Genomic DNA, 15,215 nt, shown 5'->3' on the forward strand with positions numbered 1-15,215 from the left:
GCCTCGCCCAGCGGGCGCATGGCGGTGGCCAGTTCCACCAGCCGGGCACCACGACCAGGCACCAGAACCAGGACGCACCGATCGCGACAGCCGCGCACGCGGCCCGTCGCCCGGCGGAGCGCGCTCTGCGCACCGCACGTCCGAAGGCCGAACGGGAGCACCGATGAAGGACCGAAAGGCGGTGCGGATCCCCGCGCCCACCGGACGACCGCGGCTGGACGGCGACGTGCCGGTCGTCGCGGTGGTGGGCGGCGGCATCGCCGGTCTGGCGGCGGCCACGCTGCTCGCGGAGCGGGGCGCGCGGGTCGTGCTGTACGAGCGCGAGTCCTACCTCGGCGGGCGGGTCGGCGGGTGGAGCACGCGGCTCGCCGACGGCAGCGACGTCACGATGACCCGCGGGTTCCACGCGTTCTTCCGGCAGTACTACAACCTGCGCTCGCTGCTGCGGCGCGTCGACCCGGACGGCCGGGCGCTGACCGCGATGCCGGACTACCCGCTGTGGCACGCGCGCGGTGACCGCGACTCGTTCGCCGGCATGCCGACGACGGCGCCGTGGAACGTGCTGGCGTTCCTGCGGCGCAGCCCCACCTTCCGCTGGCGCGACCTGCCCGAGATGAACCCCGAGGCGGCGCTGAAGCTGCTCGACGTGTCGGTGCCCGGCGTCTACGACGAGCTCGACGGCATCGACGCGGCCGAGTACCTGCAACGGGTCCGGTTCCCCGAGGCCGCGCACGCCCTCGCGTTCGAGGTGTTCTCGCGCAGCTTCTTCGCGCACCCCGGCGACATGTCGGCCGCCGAGCTCGCGGTCATGTTCCACATCTACTTCCTCGGGTCGAACGAGGGGCTGCTCTTCGACGTCGCGGCCGACCCGTTCCCGCACGGCCTGTGGGACCCGCTGGGCCGGCGCCTCACCGAGCTGGGCGCCGACGTGCGCACCGGCGTGGACGTGCAGTCGATCGAGCCGGGCGGCACGCGGCGGTTCACCGTGACCACCGGCGACGGCGTGCTCGAGGCCGACGCCGTGGTCCTCGCCGCCGACGTGAACGGGCTGCGCGCGGTCGTGGGGTCCTCGCCGCGGCTCGGTGACGAGAGCTGGCGGGCGCGGGTGGCCGGGCTGCGGACCGCGCCGCCGTTCCTCGTGTCGCGGTACTGGCTCGACCGGCCGGTCGACCGGCCCGGGTTCATCGGCACGAGCGGCTACGACCTGCTCGACAACGTCAGCGTCCTCGACAACTACGAGCACGAGGCCAGGGCGTGGGCCGCGCGCACCGGCGGTTCCGTGGTGGAGCTGCACGGGTACGCCATTCCGTCCGATGTGGACGAAGTGGAGGCGAAGCGGCGGCTCTGGGACCAGCTGAGCGAGGTCTACCCCGAGACCAGGGGCGCCACCGTCGTCGACGAACGGCACGAGTGGCGCGCCGACTGCCCGATGTTCCCCGCCGGCGGCTACGAGGACCGGCCGCGGGTCACCACGCCGGACGACTTCCTCGTGCTGGCGGGCGACCTGGTGCGCATCGACCTGCCGGTGGCGCTGATGGAACGCGCCGCCACGACCGGTTTCGCCGCGGCCAACCAGCTGCTCGGCCGATGGGGTGTCACGGGGACCGACCTCTGGACGGTGCCCGTCGAAGGCCGCGTGCCGCTGCTGCGCGCGGCCGCTCGCCGGCGGCGGTCGGCATGAGCGTCGGCGTGGAGCACCGCGTCGAGCGCCCCGCCCTGCGCAGGGCGCTGCCGGCCGTGGCGTGGGTCTGCGGCGCGCTCGTCGTGCTGGCGCAGATCGTGTACTCGATGACCGCGCCCGAGGACCGGATCTTCACGACGGTCGCCTCGGTGGCCGCGTTCGCGGTGGCGTCCGTGTGCGATGCCCTGGCCCGTTTCGGGCCGCGGGCGGCGGTGCTGCTGGTGGCGGTCGCCGGGGGCGGCGGGCTGCTGGCCGAGACGATCGGCGTGCACACCGGGTTCCCGTTCGGCGAGTACCGCTACACCGGGTCGCTGGGCCTGGAGGTCGCCGGGGTGCCGGTCGTCGTCGCGATGGCCTGGGTGATGATGTGCTGGCCCGCGTTGCTCGTCGGCCGGTCGCTCGCCGCGTGGGCGCGCCCCGACCGTCCACTGTGGCTGGTCGTCGGGATCGGCGCGTGGGCGCTGGCGTCGTGGGACGTGTTCCTCGACCCGCAGATGGTGGACGCGGGCCACTGGGAGTGGGCCCACCCCGAACCCGCGCTGCCCGGCGTCGACGGGATCCCGCTGACCAACTACGCGGGCTGGCTGCTGGTCGCCGTGCTCATGATGGCCGCGCTGCAGCGCACGGTCGGCGGTCCGCGCGTCACCCGCGAGCTCGACCTGCGCTCCGGCCCGGCGCCGGTGCTCTACCTGTGGACCTACGGCTCGTCGGTCTGGGCGCACGCGGCGTTCTTCGGCCGCCCCCTGGTGTCCCTGGTCGCCGGGGTGCTGATGGGACTGGTCGCGCTGCCGTTCGCCGTCGCGCTGTGGCGGGCTCATCGGTGAGGCGGCTGCTGCGCGCGGCGGTGCGCGGCGCCGCCGCCGGGTCCGCGCTGGCCGCGGCACACGCGCTGGTGAACGCCCGGCTGATGAGGGTCCCGGCGGCCGATCCGGCCGAGTGCCGGGAACCGGTGTCGGTCCTCGTGCCCGCGCGGGACGAGGCGCACCGGATCGCGCCGACCGTCGCCTCCCTGCTGGCGCAACGGGGTGTGGCGGACCTGGAGATCATCGTCCTGGACGACGGCTCGACCGACGGCACCGCCGGCGAGGTGCGCCGGGTCGCGGGCGACGACCCGCGCGTGCGCGTCGTGGAGGGGAAACAACCGCGGGACGGGGTGCCGGGCAAACCCCACGCGTGCGCCCAGCTGGCCGACCTGGCCGGGGGCCGCGTGCTGGTCTTCGTGGACGCCGACGTCGTGCTGGCACCCCACGCGATCGCCGCCGCCGTCGAGGTGTTGCGGGACAACGACCTCGACCTCGTGTCGCCGTTCCCGCGCCAGCTCGCCGACGGCACCGGAGCGCGCCTGGTCCAGCCGCTGCTGCAGTGGTCGTGGCTCGTGTTCCTGCCGCTGCGCCTCGCCGAACGCTCACCCCGGCCGTCGCTGGCCGCGGCGAACGGGCAGTTCCTGGTGGTGGACGCGGCGGCGTACGACCGCAGCGGCGGGTTCCGCGGCATCGCCACGGCGGTGCTCGACGACATCGCGTTGCTGCGGGCCGTGAAGCGCAGCGGCGGACGCGGTGTGGTCGTCGACGGTAGCACGGTCGCGGACTGCCGGATGTACGAGGACTGGGCGGAGGTCCGCGACGGCTACGAGAAGTCGCTGTGGTCGGCCACCGGGAGCCCGGCGGGCGCGGTGGCGCTGTCGCTCGTGCTGGCCTGGCTGTACGTCCTGCCGCCGGTCGCCGCGCTCGCGGGCTCGCGCGCCGGTGCCCTCGGCTACGCGGCGGGCGTGCTCACCAGGGTCGTGACCGCACGGCACACCGGGGGCCGGGTGTGGCCGGATGCGTTCGCCCACCCGGTGTCGGTGGGCGTGCTGGTGTCGCTCGTCGGACGCTCGTGGCGCGCGCGGCGGGCCGGGCGCCTGCACTGGAAGGGCCGGTCGTTGGGGGAGAGCAGCTGAGATGGCACGGGTAGCGGTGATCGGCGCCGGCATGGGCGGCTTGGCGGCGGCCGCGCGGCTCGCGAGGGCCGGGCACGACGTCACGGTCTTCGAACAGGCGGCGAGCCACGGCGGCAAGCTCGGCACGTTCCAGCGCGACGGCTTCACCTTCGACACCGGGCCGTCGCTGCTGACGCTCCCGCACGTCTACCGCGAGCTGTTCGCGGCCACCGGGGCGCCGCTCGACGACCTCGTCGAGATCGTCGCGGTGGAACCGACCTGCCGCTACCGCTTCCCGGACGGCTCCGAGGTGGACCTGCCGCACGCCGAGGAGCACTTGGAGGCGGCGCTGACCGACGCGTTCGGGCTCGAGGCCGCGCTGCAGTGGCGCGCGGTGCTGACCGACGCGGAACGGTTGTGGGGCCTGGTCGGCGAACCGGTGCTGCAGAACCCGCTGGGCGGCGTGCGCGACCTGCTGCGCCGCTCGGCGAGCGTCCGCGACCTGATGGCGATCGCGCCGTGGCGCACGCTGCGCGGGGTGGGGGAGCGGCGGTTCACCGACCCGCGGCTGCGCATGCTCCTCGACCGCTACGCCACCTACAGCGGCTCCGACCCCCGGCGCACGCCCGCGTTGATGACGGTGGTCCCGTTCATCGAACAGCGCTTCGGCGGCTGGTACGTGCGCGGCGGGCTGCGCCGTCTGGGCGACGCGCTGTACGGCCGCTGCCTCGACCTCGGTGTCCGCTTCCGGTTCGACGCCCCGGTCACCGCCGTCGAGTCCGCCGGCGGCGGAGTCACCGGAGTGCGCCTGCGGGACGGGGAACGGCACGCCGCCGAGGTCGTCGTGTCCGATGTGGACGCCGAGCACCTCTACGACGGCCTGCTCACCGACAAGCGCGCCCACCGTCCACGGCGGATGCTGCGCAAGACCCAGCCGTCGTTGTCGGGGTTCGTGCTCCTGCTGGCGTTGCGGGGCAGGACGCCGGACCCGGCCCACCACCGCGTGCTGTTCCCCGCCGACTACGACGACGAGTTCGACTCCCTCTTCGGCCGCCACCCGCGGCCGGTGCCGGACCCGGCGGTCTACATCTGCGCACCGGACGACCCCGCTATCGCACCCGAGGGCGACGAGGCGTGGTTCGTGCTGGTCAACGCTCCACGGCAGGGGGACGTCGACTGGACGGAACCCGGCCTCGCCGACTCCTACGCCGACCGCGTCCTGCGGATCATGGCCGAGCGCGGCGTCGACGTCCGGGACCGGTTGCGGTGGCGGGAGATCCGCACGCCGGCCGACTGGGCGCGCGAGACGGGCGCGGTCGGCGGGTCGATCTACGGCTCGTCGTCGAACGGGCCGCGGGCGGCGCTGCTGCGGCCCGCGAACCGCGCCCCGGTGCCCGGCCTGTTCCTCGTCGGCGGCTCGGCGCACCCCGGCGGCGGGCTGCCGCTCGTGGCGATGTCAGCGCGGATCGTGGCCCGGCTCGTCGGACCGGCCTGACGCGAACGGGCCCGTCCACGGCCGGTCGGTCAGCTCGCGCCGGATGCCGGTGACGAGCTGGCCGAACCCGACGGCGGCACAGCCCGCCCACACCAGGGCAGACACCGCGGCCCAGCTCCACCCGGTGACCGGGGTGCCACCCGGCGCCAGACCCGTTCCCGCACAGGCGATCGCGACGACGATCACCCTCGTCGGGCGCTCCGCCGCGGTGATCGCCCCGGCCGACGCCATGCCGACGGCCTGCGCCTTCGCCCGCGCGTACTCGTGCAGCAGCACCGAACCGCCGATGGCCGCGCACCACCACGCCTCGGCGCCGAGCACCAGCAGGACGAGCACCAGCGACAGGTCGGACAGCCGGTCCGCGACCGCGTCGACCACCGCGCCCAACGGCCGCACCCTGCCGGTGCGCAGCGCGACCGCGCCGTCCAGTCCGTCGAGGACACCGGTCGCGATCACCAGCAGCAGCGCGAGCAACGCCCACCGCCCGCCCCCGCCGGCGGCGGCGACCGCGCTCGCCGCGACCACCACGCCGGCCGCCGACAGCACGTCGGGGTGCACGCGGTCGAACGGCCGCGCCAGCGCGTGCACGAACCGCAGCCAGCCGACGACCAGGTTGCTGGCGGACACGTCCTCCCCGTGCAGCCGGGACCACCCGGCGACTGGGTTCGCCTCGTCACCGGTCATGCACACCACCGTAGGTGCAGGGATGAGCGCCCGCAGGTTCGGGTACTTCCCGATCATGCATGTTCTCCGCGCGGTGGCAGCGGCCACGTCGAGCGCGCTGCGCGGCCGGGACCTCCTGCTGTGGGCCGCGGGACTCACGTTCTTCTCCGCGCTCGGCCTGGTGCCGCTGCTGCTGCTCGCCCTGCGCGGGGTGGCGCTGCTGTTCGGCGAGCACCTCGTGGTGGACGGCGCGCGGACGGTGGGCGGCGCGCTGCCGCAGGCGCACGACCCGACCGCCGCGCTGGTCCAGCTCGCGGAGGCGACCACGACCACGTCCTGGCCGTTGCTCGCGGCGTCGCTGTTCCCCGCGACCCTCTACGGCGAGGGGCTGCGCCGCGGGCTCGTGCAGGCGGCCGGGGAGCACGCGACCAAGTGGACCGGCTGGGCGGGCCGGATCACGTTCCTCCCGGTGCTCCTGCTCGCGCCGCTGCTGGTCGCGCTGCCGCTGGCGTTCGCGCCGGACGTCGCCCGCCTCTACGACGCCGGCGGCTGGTCGGCCGTGCTGGGGGTCGCGCTGTCGTTCCACCTCGACCTGGTCCCGGTCTGCGTCACCGTGGGCCTGGTGTTCGCCCTCGTCGGGCCGGTCGCCCTGCCGTGGCGGACCGTCCTGGGGGCCGCGCTGCTGCTCGGCGGCACGCTCACCGGCTTCCTGCACGGGTTCGTGGTGTTCCTCGCGATCCCGGTGGACTGGGCGATCCCGTACGGCGGCCTGGCCGTTCCCGGCGCGGTCGCGGCGATCGGGCTGTGGCTGTTCCTGCTGCACGGCCTGCTGCTGTTCGGCTACCGGATCACGCTGAGCACCCACGACGTGCTGCGCCGCTGACCGACCCGCTACCGTGAGCGGGTGGAACGGCTGCGCGGCACCAGGTCGGCGGTGGCGCGCCGGATCACGGCGACGCACCTGATGGCGGTCGTGTGCTTCCTCCTCGCCATCGTCCCGACCGCCCTGCACCGCGAGGACGGCCTGCACGGCGTGAACCTCGCGTGCGGCGTGGCGACGGTGCTGCCGGTGCTCCTGGCGGCGCGCAACCTCCTGGTGGCGTGGCTGCTGTCCGTGCTGCTGGTGCTGTTCCTTCCCTGGGGCTACGGCGAGCGCACCGGCCCGGAGCTCGAGTGGGGCTGGCCGTGGACCATCGGCCTCACGGTCGCGGTCGGCTTCCTGCTGTACCGGGTCGCGTTGCGGCAGAACGCCGTCGTCGTGGTGGTGGTCCTCGCGGTCACGTTCGTGGCGACCTGGCCGCGCCTCGACGACTGGGGCGACGCGGGCCTGCCCGGCGCGCTCGCGACCGGTGCCGTCGTGCTGGGCTACGCGATCCGGTGGCGCCGGGAGGCGGACGACCTGCGGCACACCGAGCAGACCCGCCTGGTGGCGCTGGAGGAGCGCACCCGCATCGCGCGGGAGCTGCACGACGTCGTCAGCCACCACATGTCCGCGCTGGTGCTGCGCGCCGACGCCGTGCAGTACCGGCTGCCGGGTCTCGCGCCGGAGGTGCTGGCCGAGGTGGACGTGCTGCAGCGGCTGGCCCGCGACGGGCTCACCGAGATGCGGCGGATGCTCGTGGTGCTGCGCGACGGCGACGGCGACGGGACCGCGCCACCGCCCGGTCTGTCCGATGTGGAGGGACTGGTGACCCGGTTCCGCGAGGCCGGCGCGGAGATCACCCTGCGCTGCGACGCCACCGCGGTGCCCGCCGGCGTGGGGCTGTCGGCGTACCGGATCGTCCAGGAGGCGCTGAGCAACAGCGGCAGGCACGCGCCCGGTGGCGCGGTCGCCGTCGAGATCACCGCGGGCGACGACGTGCTGTGGGTCGACGTGCGCAACGCCGCGGCCACCCGGCCCGCGCTCGACAACGACCCCCACCGCCCCCGCCACGGCCTGGCGGGCATGGCCGAACGGGTGCGCGTGCTGGGCGGCGAGCTGACCGCGGGACGCACCCCCGGCGGCGGCTTCGAGGTGGTCGCGGAACTGCCCCTGCGCGGAGAGGAGACCGGGTGACGATCCGGGTGCTGGTGGTCGACGACCAGGCGATGATCAGGGAGAGCTTCCGCGTGGCCCTGGACAGCCAGCCCGACGTGGACGTCGCGGGAGAGGCGGGCACCGGCCCCGAAGCGGTGGCGCTGGCCCGCGACCTCGCACCGGACGTGGTGCTGATGGACGTGCGGATGCCCGTGATGGACGGGCTGGAGGCGACCCGGCGCATCGTCGGCTCCGGTGACGCGCCGCCGAAGGTGCTGGTGCTGACGACGTTCGACCTGGACGAGCACGTCTACGGGGCGCTGCGCGCGGGCGCCAGCGGGTTCATGCTCAAGGACTCCCCGCTGTCCGACCTCATCAACGCCGTGCGCGTGGTCGCCGCGGGACACGCGCTGTTCGCCCCGTCGGTCACCCGGCGGCTCGTCGCGGCCTACGCCGACCGCGCCCCGGTGAAGCCCGGCGACGCGGCGCTGCGGCACCTCACCCCGCGCGAGGTGGAGGTGCTGCGCCTGATCGCGCGCGGACTGTCCAACGCGGAGATCGCGGGCGCGCTCACCATCGCCGAGCAGACCGCCAAGAGCCACGTGAGCCGGGTGCTGACGAAGCTCGGCCTGCGCGACCGCGCCCAGGCCGTGGTGCTCGCCTACGAGTGCGGCCTGGTGGTGCCCGCCGAGTAGTACCGGGGTACGGGCCCGGCCCGGCCGGTACCGGCGGGGCACGTCAGGACACCACCGCGGCGGGACGTGCCCGCGGGCCGCCGCTCCTAGCGTCGGGCGGGTGGTCAAATCAGCGCTCGCACCCGTCCTGGCTGCGGTTCTGTCCTCGGCGGCGGTCGTGTGGTGGGTCTTGGACCGGCCGCTGGGCGTGGACAGCGGCGTGTACCGGGCGGGCGCGCTCGCGGTGCTGCACGGGCAGTCGCTCTACGCCCCGCTGACCGCGCTGCCGGACTGGTCGCCCGCCCTGCCGTTCACCTACCCGCCGATCGCGGCCGTGGTGTTCCTGCCCCTCGCCGTGCTGCCGTTGCAGTGGGGGTGGGGCCTGCTCACGGCCGGCACGGTGCTGGCGCTGGGTACGTGCCTGCGGCTCGCCGGCGGGCCGTGGTGGGTGCTGCCGGTCCTGCTGTGCCTGGAACCGGTCTGGCGGACGGCCGGGCTGGGGCAGGTCAACGTGCTGCTGATGGCGCTGGTGCTCGCGGACGTGCTGGCGCTGCGCGGGTCGCGGTGCTGCGGGGTGCTGATCGGCGTCGCGGCGGCGGTCAAGCTGACCCCGCTGATCTTCGTGGCGCACCTGCTGCTCACCGGCCGGCCGCGCGACGCCGTGCGGGCGCTGGCCGTGTTCGCCGGTCTGGGCGTCGCGGGCTTCGTGCTGATGCCCGGCGACGCGGTGCGGTACTGGACGTCCACGATGCTCGGGGTGAACAAGGCGGGCGGCAACGGGTGGTGGGGCAACCAGTCGGTGAGCGGCCTGGTCGAACGGGTCGCGGACGGGTCGCCGCTGCTGCTGGGCGTGCTCGTGCTCGCGTGCCTGGGCGTGGCGGCGGCCCTGGTCCGCTCTCTGCACCGCGAGGGCGACGCGGTGGGAGCGGTGCTGGCGACGGCGTTCGCCGGGGTGCTCGTCAGCCCGATCTCGTGGACGCACCACTGGGTGTGGGTGGCGCCGCTGTGCGCGGTGCTGCTCGCCCGGCGGCGGTTCGGCCACGCCGCGGCGCTGGTGGCCCTGTGCACCGGGTGGGTGTTCGCGCTGGTGCCGCGCACCGAGGGGCAGGAGCGGCTGTGGACACCGCTGGAGTCGGTGGCGGGCAACGCCTACGTGCTCGCCGCGCTGGCCGTCCTCGCGGTGCTGGGCATCCGGCTCGTCCGCGTTCCGGTGCGGCGCGCGGCCGGCCGCGGGGCCGGGAGGGCCCGGTGAGACCGGCCAGTCCGCGGACCGGCCGCCACGACTGTCCACTCAGGACCGCGCGCGGTCCAGCACCTCCCGCGCCCCCCGCACCACGGCCGGGTCCACCAGGCGCCCGGACGGGTCGACGGCGGTGGCCTGCCCGCGGCGCTGCGCCTCGTCCAGCACGGCCAGCAGGGCGGTCGCCTCCTCCACCTCCCGGGTGGTGGGGGTGAAGACCGAGTTGATCACCCGCACCTGCCGCGGGTGCAGGGCGGTCCGTGCCCGGAAACCCTGGCGCAGCAACACGTTCGTGGTCGCGCGCAGCCGGTCGTCGTCGTGCACCGAGATCTCCACCGGGCCGACCGGCGGGGCGAGGCCCGCGGCCGCGCTCGCCAGCACCACGGTGAGGCGGATGCCGTGCAGCTGGTTCGCCGAGTCGTCGGGGCGCAGCCGCAGCTCGCCCGCGAGGTCGGCCTCGCCGATGCCGAGCCGGACCACGCGCGGGGCCTGGCAGAGCTGTTCCGCGCGCAGCACGCCGGTCGCGGTCTCGACGAGGGCGATCACCGCGGTGGCACCGGCCGGGAGTCCCGCGGCGGTCTCCAGCGCGGTGAGGTGCTCGTCGACCTCGGCCAGCAGCGCGGGTTCGGCCTTGGGCACCCAGACGCCCGCGAGGGCGGGGGACACGACGGCGGCGAGGTCGGCCGCCAGGTGCGCCGGGTGCGAGTTCACCCGCGCCCACACCCGGACCGGTCCCGGCCGGCGGCCGGACAGCAGGCGGGCGCAGGCCGTGCGCGCCTCCTGCTTCGCCTCGGCGGGGACGGCGTCCTCCAGGTCGACGATCACGTCGTCGGCGCCGCTGTGCAGCGCACGTTCGTGGCGGGTGTCGCGGTGGCCGGGGACGTAGAGGTAGCTCCGTCCCGGCAGCGCGGTCTCGGTCTCGTGGGGCATGGCGTCCCTCCCGTTCAGCCGCTGCTGCCTCTGAGCAGGGCGGACATCTTCGCGGCGGCCTCGGTGACCACCGGTCCCAGCGTTTCGGCCACCGCGTCCTTGAGCCGTTCGTGCGGGCCGCAGATGCTGAAGCAGCCGATGGCGCGGTTGCCCCTGGCGACGATCGGCGCGGCGACGGCGGCGGCGTAGGAGTCGCGTTCACCGCGGCTCACCGAGTAACCGCGGCGCTGGTCGACGGTCAGCATCGCGCGCAGCGTCGTCCGGTCGCGGATGGTGCGCTCGGTCAGCGGTTCGAGGTCGACACCGGACAGGTAGGTGTCGAGGTCGGCGGGGGAGAACGTCATCAGGATCGCCCGGCCCGACGCGCCGGCGTAGAGCGGCGCGCGGCGGCCGACCTCGACGGTCATCCGCACGTCCTGCTTGCTCTCCACCTGCGCGACGTACATGCGCTCCTTGCCCACGACGAAGCTCAGCGTCACGGTCTCGCCGACTGCGTCGCGGACGTCCTCCATGATCGGCTGCGAGAGCGTCCGGATGTCCATGGAGCCCAGCGACGCGAGGCTCAGCTCCATCAGCCGGGGGCCGAGGCTGTACTTGCTCCGCTCGGGGTCCTTCGCGAGGAGACCCGACTTCGTCAGCGCTTCCAGGATGCGGTGGACCGCGCTCTTGGGAAGGTTGACCGCCTCCGCGATCTCGGTGACGCCGAGGTCGCGGTTTGACTCGGTGAAGCTCAGCAGCACCGCTGAGACCCGCTCGACCGCCTGCATGGTCGTCCTTCCGGTTCCTGGTCAGAGACGGCCGCGCAGCGCAGCCGCCGCGGCCCGTACGTCGGGGGTGTCCGAGGCGCCGAGTCCGGCGAGCCTGCCCTCGAACGCGGCTTCGAGCGCCGTCCGGGGTGCGCAGGCGTCGCCCACCACGCGCCCACCGGTGTGGCGTGGTGGGGTGCGGGCGGACCTCGGGCCGATGGTGATCACAGCGGAGACATTCTCCAGTTCCCCGTTCTCCCCGGACAGGGGGTCCGCGTAAGTCAGCACGCCGTCGTCCAGGCGCAGCGGTGTGCGCATCAGCACGGCGCTGAAACCGCGGCCGGACAACCGGTGCAGCAGCGCCGGCCGCGAGTAGACGGGCACCCGCCACGACAGGGCGGGCCGGTCGGTCAGCAGCGTGACGCGGCAGCCGCGGGTCAGCAGCAGGTCGGCCACGGCGAGCGCCGTCGTGGTGCCGTCCTCGTCGACCAGGACGACGTGGCCGCCGGTGCTCGACGGGTCGGTGACGGCCGTGTGCAGCGGCAGCGCGGCGAACCGGGTGTCCGGCACCTCCTCGGCGCCGGTGGCGAGGACGACGTGGTCCCAGCCGTCGGCGAGCAGGTCCTCGCCGGCGCGGACCCCGAGCCTGACGTCGACTCCGGCGTGACGTGCGAGGGCCTCCGCCTCGGCGATGAACCGGCCGAACTCCGCCCGCATCGGCAGCGCCGCGGCGAGCCGGAGGGCACCGCCCAGCGCGTCCTCCGCCTCGACGAGGCAGGTGTGGTGTCCCGCCGAGGCGGCGGCGATCGCGGCCTCCAACCCGGCGGGACCACCTCCGACGACGAGGACCCGGCCGGGCTTCGCGCGCCGGGCGGCCGTGCGCAGCGCGTCCCACTCCCGTTCCATGCCGGCCTCGGGGTTGACCACGCAGCTGATCGGCAGGCCCTGCTCGAGCCGGCCCGAGCAGCCCTGGTTGCACGCGATGCACTCCCGCGACGGCCCGGCCACGGCCAGCGCGAGGTTCGGGTTCGCGATGTGCGGCCGGGCGAGCGCGACCAGGTCGGCGTCGCCGTCGTCGACGAGGGCCTGCGCGTTCGCCAGGTTGTCGACGCGTCCCACGGCCAGCACGCCGAGCTGCGGGAACGCCTGCTTGAACGCGCGCGGCAGGTGGCGGAACGGCAGCGGCGGGAAGCTCATGTCGGCCATCTGCGTGGCGATGCTGGCGCTGCCCACGTACGCGGAGTGGCTCACGTGCAGCAGGTCGATCGTGTGCCGGTCGACCACCACGGCGACGGCCTCGAGCATCTCCTCGACGCCGAGCCCGCCCTCGATGAACTCGTCGCCGCTGATCCGCAGGATCACCGGCATCCCGGCGGGCAACGCCGCCGTGACGGAGTCCAGCACCTCGTGGGTCAGGCGCAGCCGGTTGGCGAGGCTGCCGCCGTAGTCGTCGGTGCGCCGGTTCGTCGCGGGGGACAGGAACTGCTGCAGCAGGTGCCCGTGCCCGAGGTGGACCTCGACGGCGTCGACCCCGGCGGTGGCCACCCGGCGGGCGGCGGCACCGAAGGCGGCGACGAGCTCGGCGATCTCGTCCGCGCTCATCTCGTGCGGCACGGCGGCGGTGCCCGACCACGGGATCGGCGAGGCGGCCCAGGCCGGCGTCAGCATGTTGTGCCCGCCGGACTGCCGGCCGACGTGCAGCAGCTGCGCGGCGAGCTTCGCGCCCTCCGCGTGCACGACCCGCACCAGCTCCGTCAGGGACGGGATCACGGCGTCGTCGAACGCGGACACGGTGTTCGTGCGGCCGAGGCTCGTCGGGTGGACCCGCATGCCCTCGGTGATGATCAGGCCGACCCCGCCGGCGGCCCTGGCCCGGTGGTAGGCCAGGTGCCGGGCGGAGAACGCGCCGTCGACCGCGAAGTTGGTCGTGTGCGCTGGCATGACCAGTCGGTTACGCAGCGTAAGACGTCCGCAGTGGACTGTCTCGTGCAGACTCGAACGACCTGTCATCCACCGGCCTCCCGAAACTGTTCTGGATCAAGGAAAATGATGTTGATCGCGACTGTGGACCCTCATTGCCGTTTCAATTAGTTTTCAATGTAGGTCTTGACAGCGCGTCACCGGGTTCTTGAGAGTGGGACAGGAGCGTAGCCCTTTCCCGCTGATCGGAACAAGGTGAGGTTTGATGACTCGGAGATCACTCGCCCCAACCTCTGGAGGCGGCACCTTCAGGTCTGGTGTCGTGCGTCCGGCAGCCCTCGTGGCCGTCGCGGCGCTCGCGGTGTCCGCGTGTGGCGGGGGCGGTGCCGCCCAGGAGAAGCCGAAGGCGGGCACGACCTTCACCTACGCACTCACGGGTCTCCCCACCAGCCTCGACCCGGCCGACTACCAGGGCGACCCGTCGCGCAACATCGGCTTCGAGCTCGGCAGCTCGCTCTTCCGCTGGGGCACGGAGGGCCTGCCGGAGCAGGGGTGCAAGGCCCTCGCGAAGGTCGACCAGATCCAGGGCGAGCTCGCCGAGTCCTTCGAGCGCAGCGCCGACGGCAAGGTCGTCAAGGTCAAGCTCAAGGAGGCGAAGAGCGCCGCGGGCAACGTGCTGACGGCGAACGACGTCAAGTGGACGATCGACCGGCTGATCCAGCTGAAGGTCGGCACGCCCAACACGCTGATGCAGGACGTCGCGGACTACGCGGCCGACCCGATCAAGGTCGTGGACGACCGCAACTTCGAGATCCAGATGGACAAGCCGTCCGCGATGGACATCGCGATCCTGACGTGGTCGCAGTTCCGCATCCTCGACAGCACCGAGATCAAGAAGAACGTCACCGCGCAGGACCCGTGGGGCAAGGCCTTCGTCTCCCGCAACAGCTCCACGTTCGGTCCCTGGACGCACGCCGCCGGCGACTTCGTCTCCGGTGACCGCCTCACGCTCACCAAGAACCCGAACTACTCCGGCACCCGCGGCGACGTCGAGAAGCTCGTGTTCGTCGGTGTCGCCGACCCGGCCAGCCGCGCGCAGCTGCTGTCCACCGGCAACGCCTCCTACGCCACCGGCCTGCAGTACGAGCAGTACGCGCAGCTGCGCGGCAACCCCGCGATCGACGTGCAGACCTGCGTCTCGGCCGACCGCATCCCGCTGGTGCTCAACGCCAAGGACCCGGTGCTCGGCAAGAACGAGGTCCGCAAGGCGATCTCGATGGCCATCGACCGCAAGACGATCGTCGACGCCGTCTACCGCGGCTTCAACAAGCCCGCCGCCGCGACGGTGAGCGCCGCCTACGGCCTCGACCTGCCCAACGCCGCGAAGTACGAGTACAACGTCGACCAGGCCAAGCAGCTGCTCGCCGCGGCCGGCGCGAGTTCGATGTCGATCACGCTGCACATCAGCCCCGCGCGTCCCGGCGCCGAGGCGGAGCAGATCGCGATCCTGCTGCAGAGCCAGCTGCGCCAGGTCGGCATCGAGGTCAAGATCCAGACCCTGGCGAGCGCCACCGAGATCAACACCGTCTTCCACGACGGCAACTTCCAGGCGCTGCTCTACCTCGAGCCGCCCGCCGTGGCCGACCCGTACTACTCGCTCTTCCTCTACAACTCGTCGAAGAGCAAGCTCAACACCTTCGGTTACGTCGACAACGACCTCGACACCGTCACCGCCCAGGTGGGCACGACCAAGCCCGGTCCCGAGCGCGACGCCCTCGTCAAGAAGGCCGCCGAGATCCAGGCCAACCACCCCGGCTTCATCTACCTCGTCGACCGCGACTTCGTGCACGCCGTGCGCAAGGGCCTGACGAACTACCAGCACGCACCGAACGGCGAGATGTTCGCCTACACGCTCAAGCAGGGCTGACGAA

13 protein-coding genes are annotated in these 15,215 nt (G+C 73.8%); 9 read left to right on the forward strand and 4 right to left on the reverse strand.

Features of this window, described 5'->3' with window-relative positions; genetic code table 11:
• The first annotated feature begins 163 nt into the window (after positions 1 to 163).
• The 4 genes from ACFWGZ_RS01525 to ACFWGZ_RS01540 are packed head-to-tail and all read left to right on the forward strand — an operon-like array spanning position 164 to position 5,094.
• A complete protein-coding gene (locus tag ACFWGZ_RS01525) occupies positions 164 to 1,681 on the forward strand; it encodes an FAD-dependent oxidoreductase (RefSeq protein ID WP_382449485.1) in 1,518 nt (505 codons plus the stop codon).
• Positions 1,678 to 2,505: a carotenoid biosynthesis protein gene (locus ACFWGZ_RS01530; protein WP_382449486.1), complete on the forward strand. Its 828-nt coding sequence runs from the start codon at positions 1,678 to 1,680 to the stop codon at positions 2,503 to 2,505. The genes ACFWGZ_RS01525 and ACFWGZ_RS01530 overlap by 4 nt, the downstream gene beginning before the upstream one ends.
• Positions 2,502 to 3,620, forward strand: a complete 1,119-nt coding sequence (locus ACFWGZ_RS01535; RefSeq protein ID WP_382449487.1) for a glycosyltransferase — start codon at positions 2,502 to 2,504, stop codon at positions 3,618 to 3,620. The genes ACFWGZ_RS01530 and ACFWGZ_RS01535 overlap by 4 nt, the downstream gene beginning before the upstream one ends.
• Before the next feature lies 1 nt (position 3,621).
• Positions 3,622 to 5,094 carry a phytoene desaturase family protein gene (locus ACFWGZ_RS01540; protein WP_382449488.1) on the forward strand — a complete coding sequence of 491 codons (1,473 nt, stop codon included), beginning with the start codon at positions 3,622 to 3,624 and terminating at the stop codon, positions 5,092 to 5,094.
• Here the strand turns inward: ACFWGZ_RS01540 and ACFWGZ_RS01545 are convergent.
• The gene (locus tag ACFWGZ_RS01545; protein WP_382449489.1) at positions 5,056 to 5,778 is read right to left on the reverse strand and encodes a CDP-alcohol phosphatidyltransferase family protein; all 723 of its coding nucleotides are present in this window, start codon (positions 5,776 to 5,778) and stop codon (positions 5,056 to 5,058) included. The genes ACFWGZ_RS01540 and ACFWGZ_RS01545 overlap by 39 nt on opposite strands.
• 22 nt (positions 5,779 to 5,800) lie before the next feature.
• Between ACFWGZ_RS01545 and ACFWGZ_RS01550 the strand changes: the two genes are divergently transcribed.
• The 4 genes from ACFWGZ_RS01550 (at position 5,801) to ACFWGZ_RS01565 (ending at position 9,700) form a co-directional block, all read left to right on the forward strand.
• Positions 5,801 to 6,640, forward strand: coding sequence for a YhjD/YihY/BrkB family envelope integrity protein (locus ACFWGZ_RS01550; protein ID WP_382449490.1), 840 nt, complete (start codon positions 5,801 to 5,803; stop codon positions 6,638 to 6,640).
• A gap of 21 nt (positions 6,641 to 6,661) precedes the next feature.
• Positions 6,662 to 7,813 (forward strand): sensor histidine kinase, encoded by a 1,152-nt coding sequence (locus tag ACFWGZ_RS01555; protein ID WP_382449491.1) that lies wholly within the window; start codon positions 6,662 to 6,664, stop codon positions 7,811 to 7,813.
• The gene (locus ACFWGZ_RS01560; protein ID WP_382449492.1) at positions 7,810 to 8,469 is read left to right on the forward strand and encodes a response regulator; all 660 of its coding nucleotides are present in this window, start codon (positions 7,810 to 7,812) and stop codon (positions 8,467 to 8,469) included. Before ACFWGZ_RS01555 ends, ACFWGZ_RS01560 begins: the two co-directional genes overlap by 4 nt.
• A 100-nt stretch (positions 8,470 to 8,569) precedes the next feature.
• Positions 8,570 to 9,700, forward strand: a complete 1,131-nt coding sequence (locus ACFWGZ_RS01565) for a glycosyltransferase 87 family protein (RefSeq protein WP_382449493.1) — start codon at positions 8,570 to 8,572, stop codon at positions 9,698 to 9,700.
• Positions 9,701 to 9,739: 39 nt separating this feature from the next.
• Here ACFWGZ_RS01565 and ACFWGZ_RS01570 read toward each other — a convergent pair whose 3' ends face one another.
• Genes ACFWGZ_RS01570 through ACFWGZ_RS01580 form a run of 3 tightly spaced genes read right to left on the reverse strand, consistent with a single transcriptional unit; the run spans position 9,740 to position 13,374 of the window.
• Positions 9,740 to 10,618, reverse strand: a complete 879-nt coding sequence (locus ACFWGZ_RS01570) for an HpcH/HpaI aldolase/citrate lyase family protein (protein WP_382449494.1) — start codon at positions 10,616 to 10,618, stop codon at positions 9,740 to 9,742.
• A 14-nt stretch (positions 10,619 to 10,632) separates the two neighbouring features.
• Positions 10,633 to 11,385: an IclR family transcriptional regulator gene (locus tag ACFWGZ_RS01575; protein WP_382449495.1), complete on the reverse strand. Its 753-nt coding sequence runs from the start codon at positions 11,383 to 11,385 to the stop codon at positions 10,633 to 10,635.
• A gap of 21 nt (positions 11,386 to 11,406) precedes the next feature.
• Positions 11,407 to 13,374 carry an FAD-dependent oxidoreductase gene (locus ACFWGZ_RS01580; protein WP_382449496.1) on the reverse strand — a complete coding sequence of 656 codons (1,968 nt, stop codon included), beginning with the start codon at positions 13,372 to 13,374 and terminating at the stop codon, positions 11,407 to 11,409.
• Positions 13,375 to 13,606: 232 nt separating this feature from the next.
• Between ACFWGZ_RS01580 and ACFWGZ_RS01585 the strand changes: the two genes are divergently transcribed.
• Positions 13,607 to 15,211, forward strand: a complete 1,605-nt coding sequence (locus ACFWGZ_RS01585) for an ABC transporter substrate-binding protein (RefSeq protein WP_382449497.1) — start codon at positions 13,607 to 13,609, stop codon at positions 15,209 to 15,211.
• Positions 15,212 to 15,215: the final 4 nt, after the last annotated feature.

It is taken from the genome of Lentzea sp. NPDC060358 (assembly GCF_042725365.1).
Classification (GTDB): domain Bacteria; phylum Actinomycetota; class Actinomycetes; order Mycobacteriales; family Pseudonocardiaceae; genus Lentzea.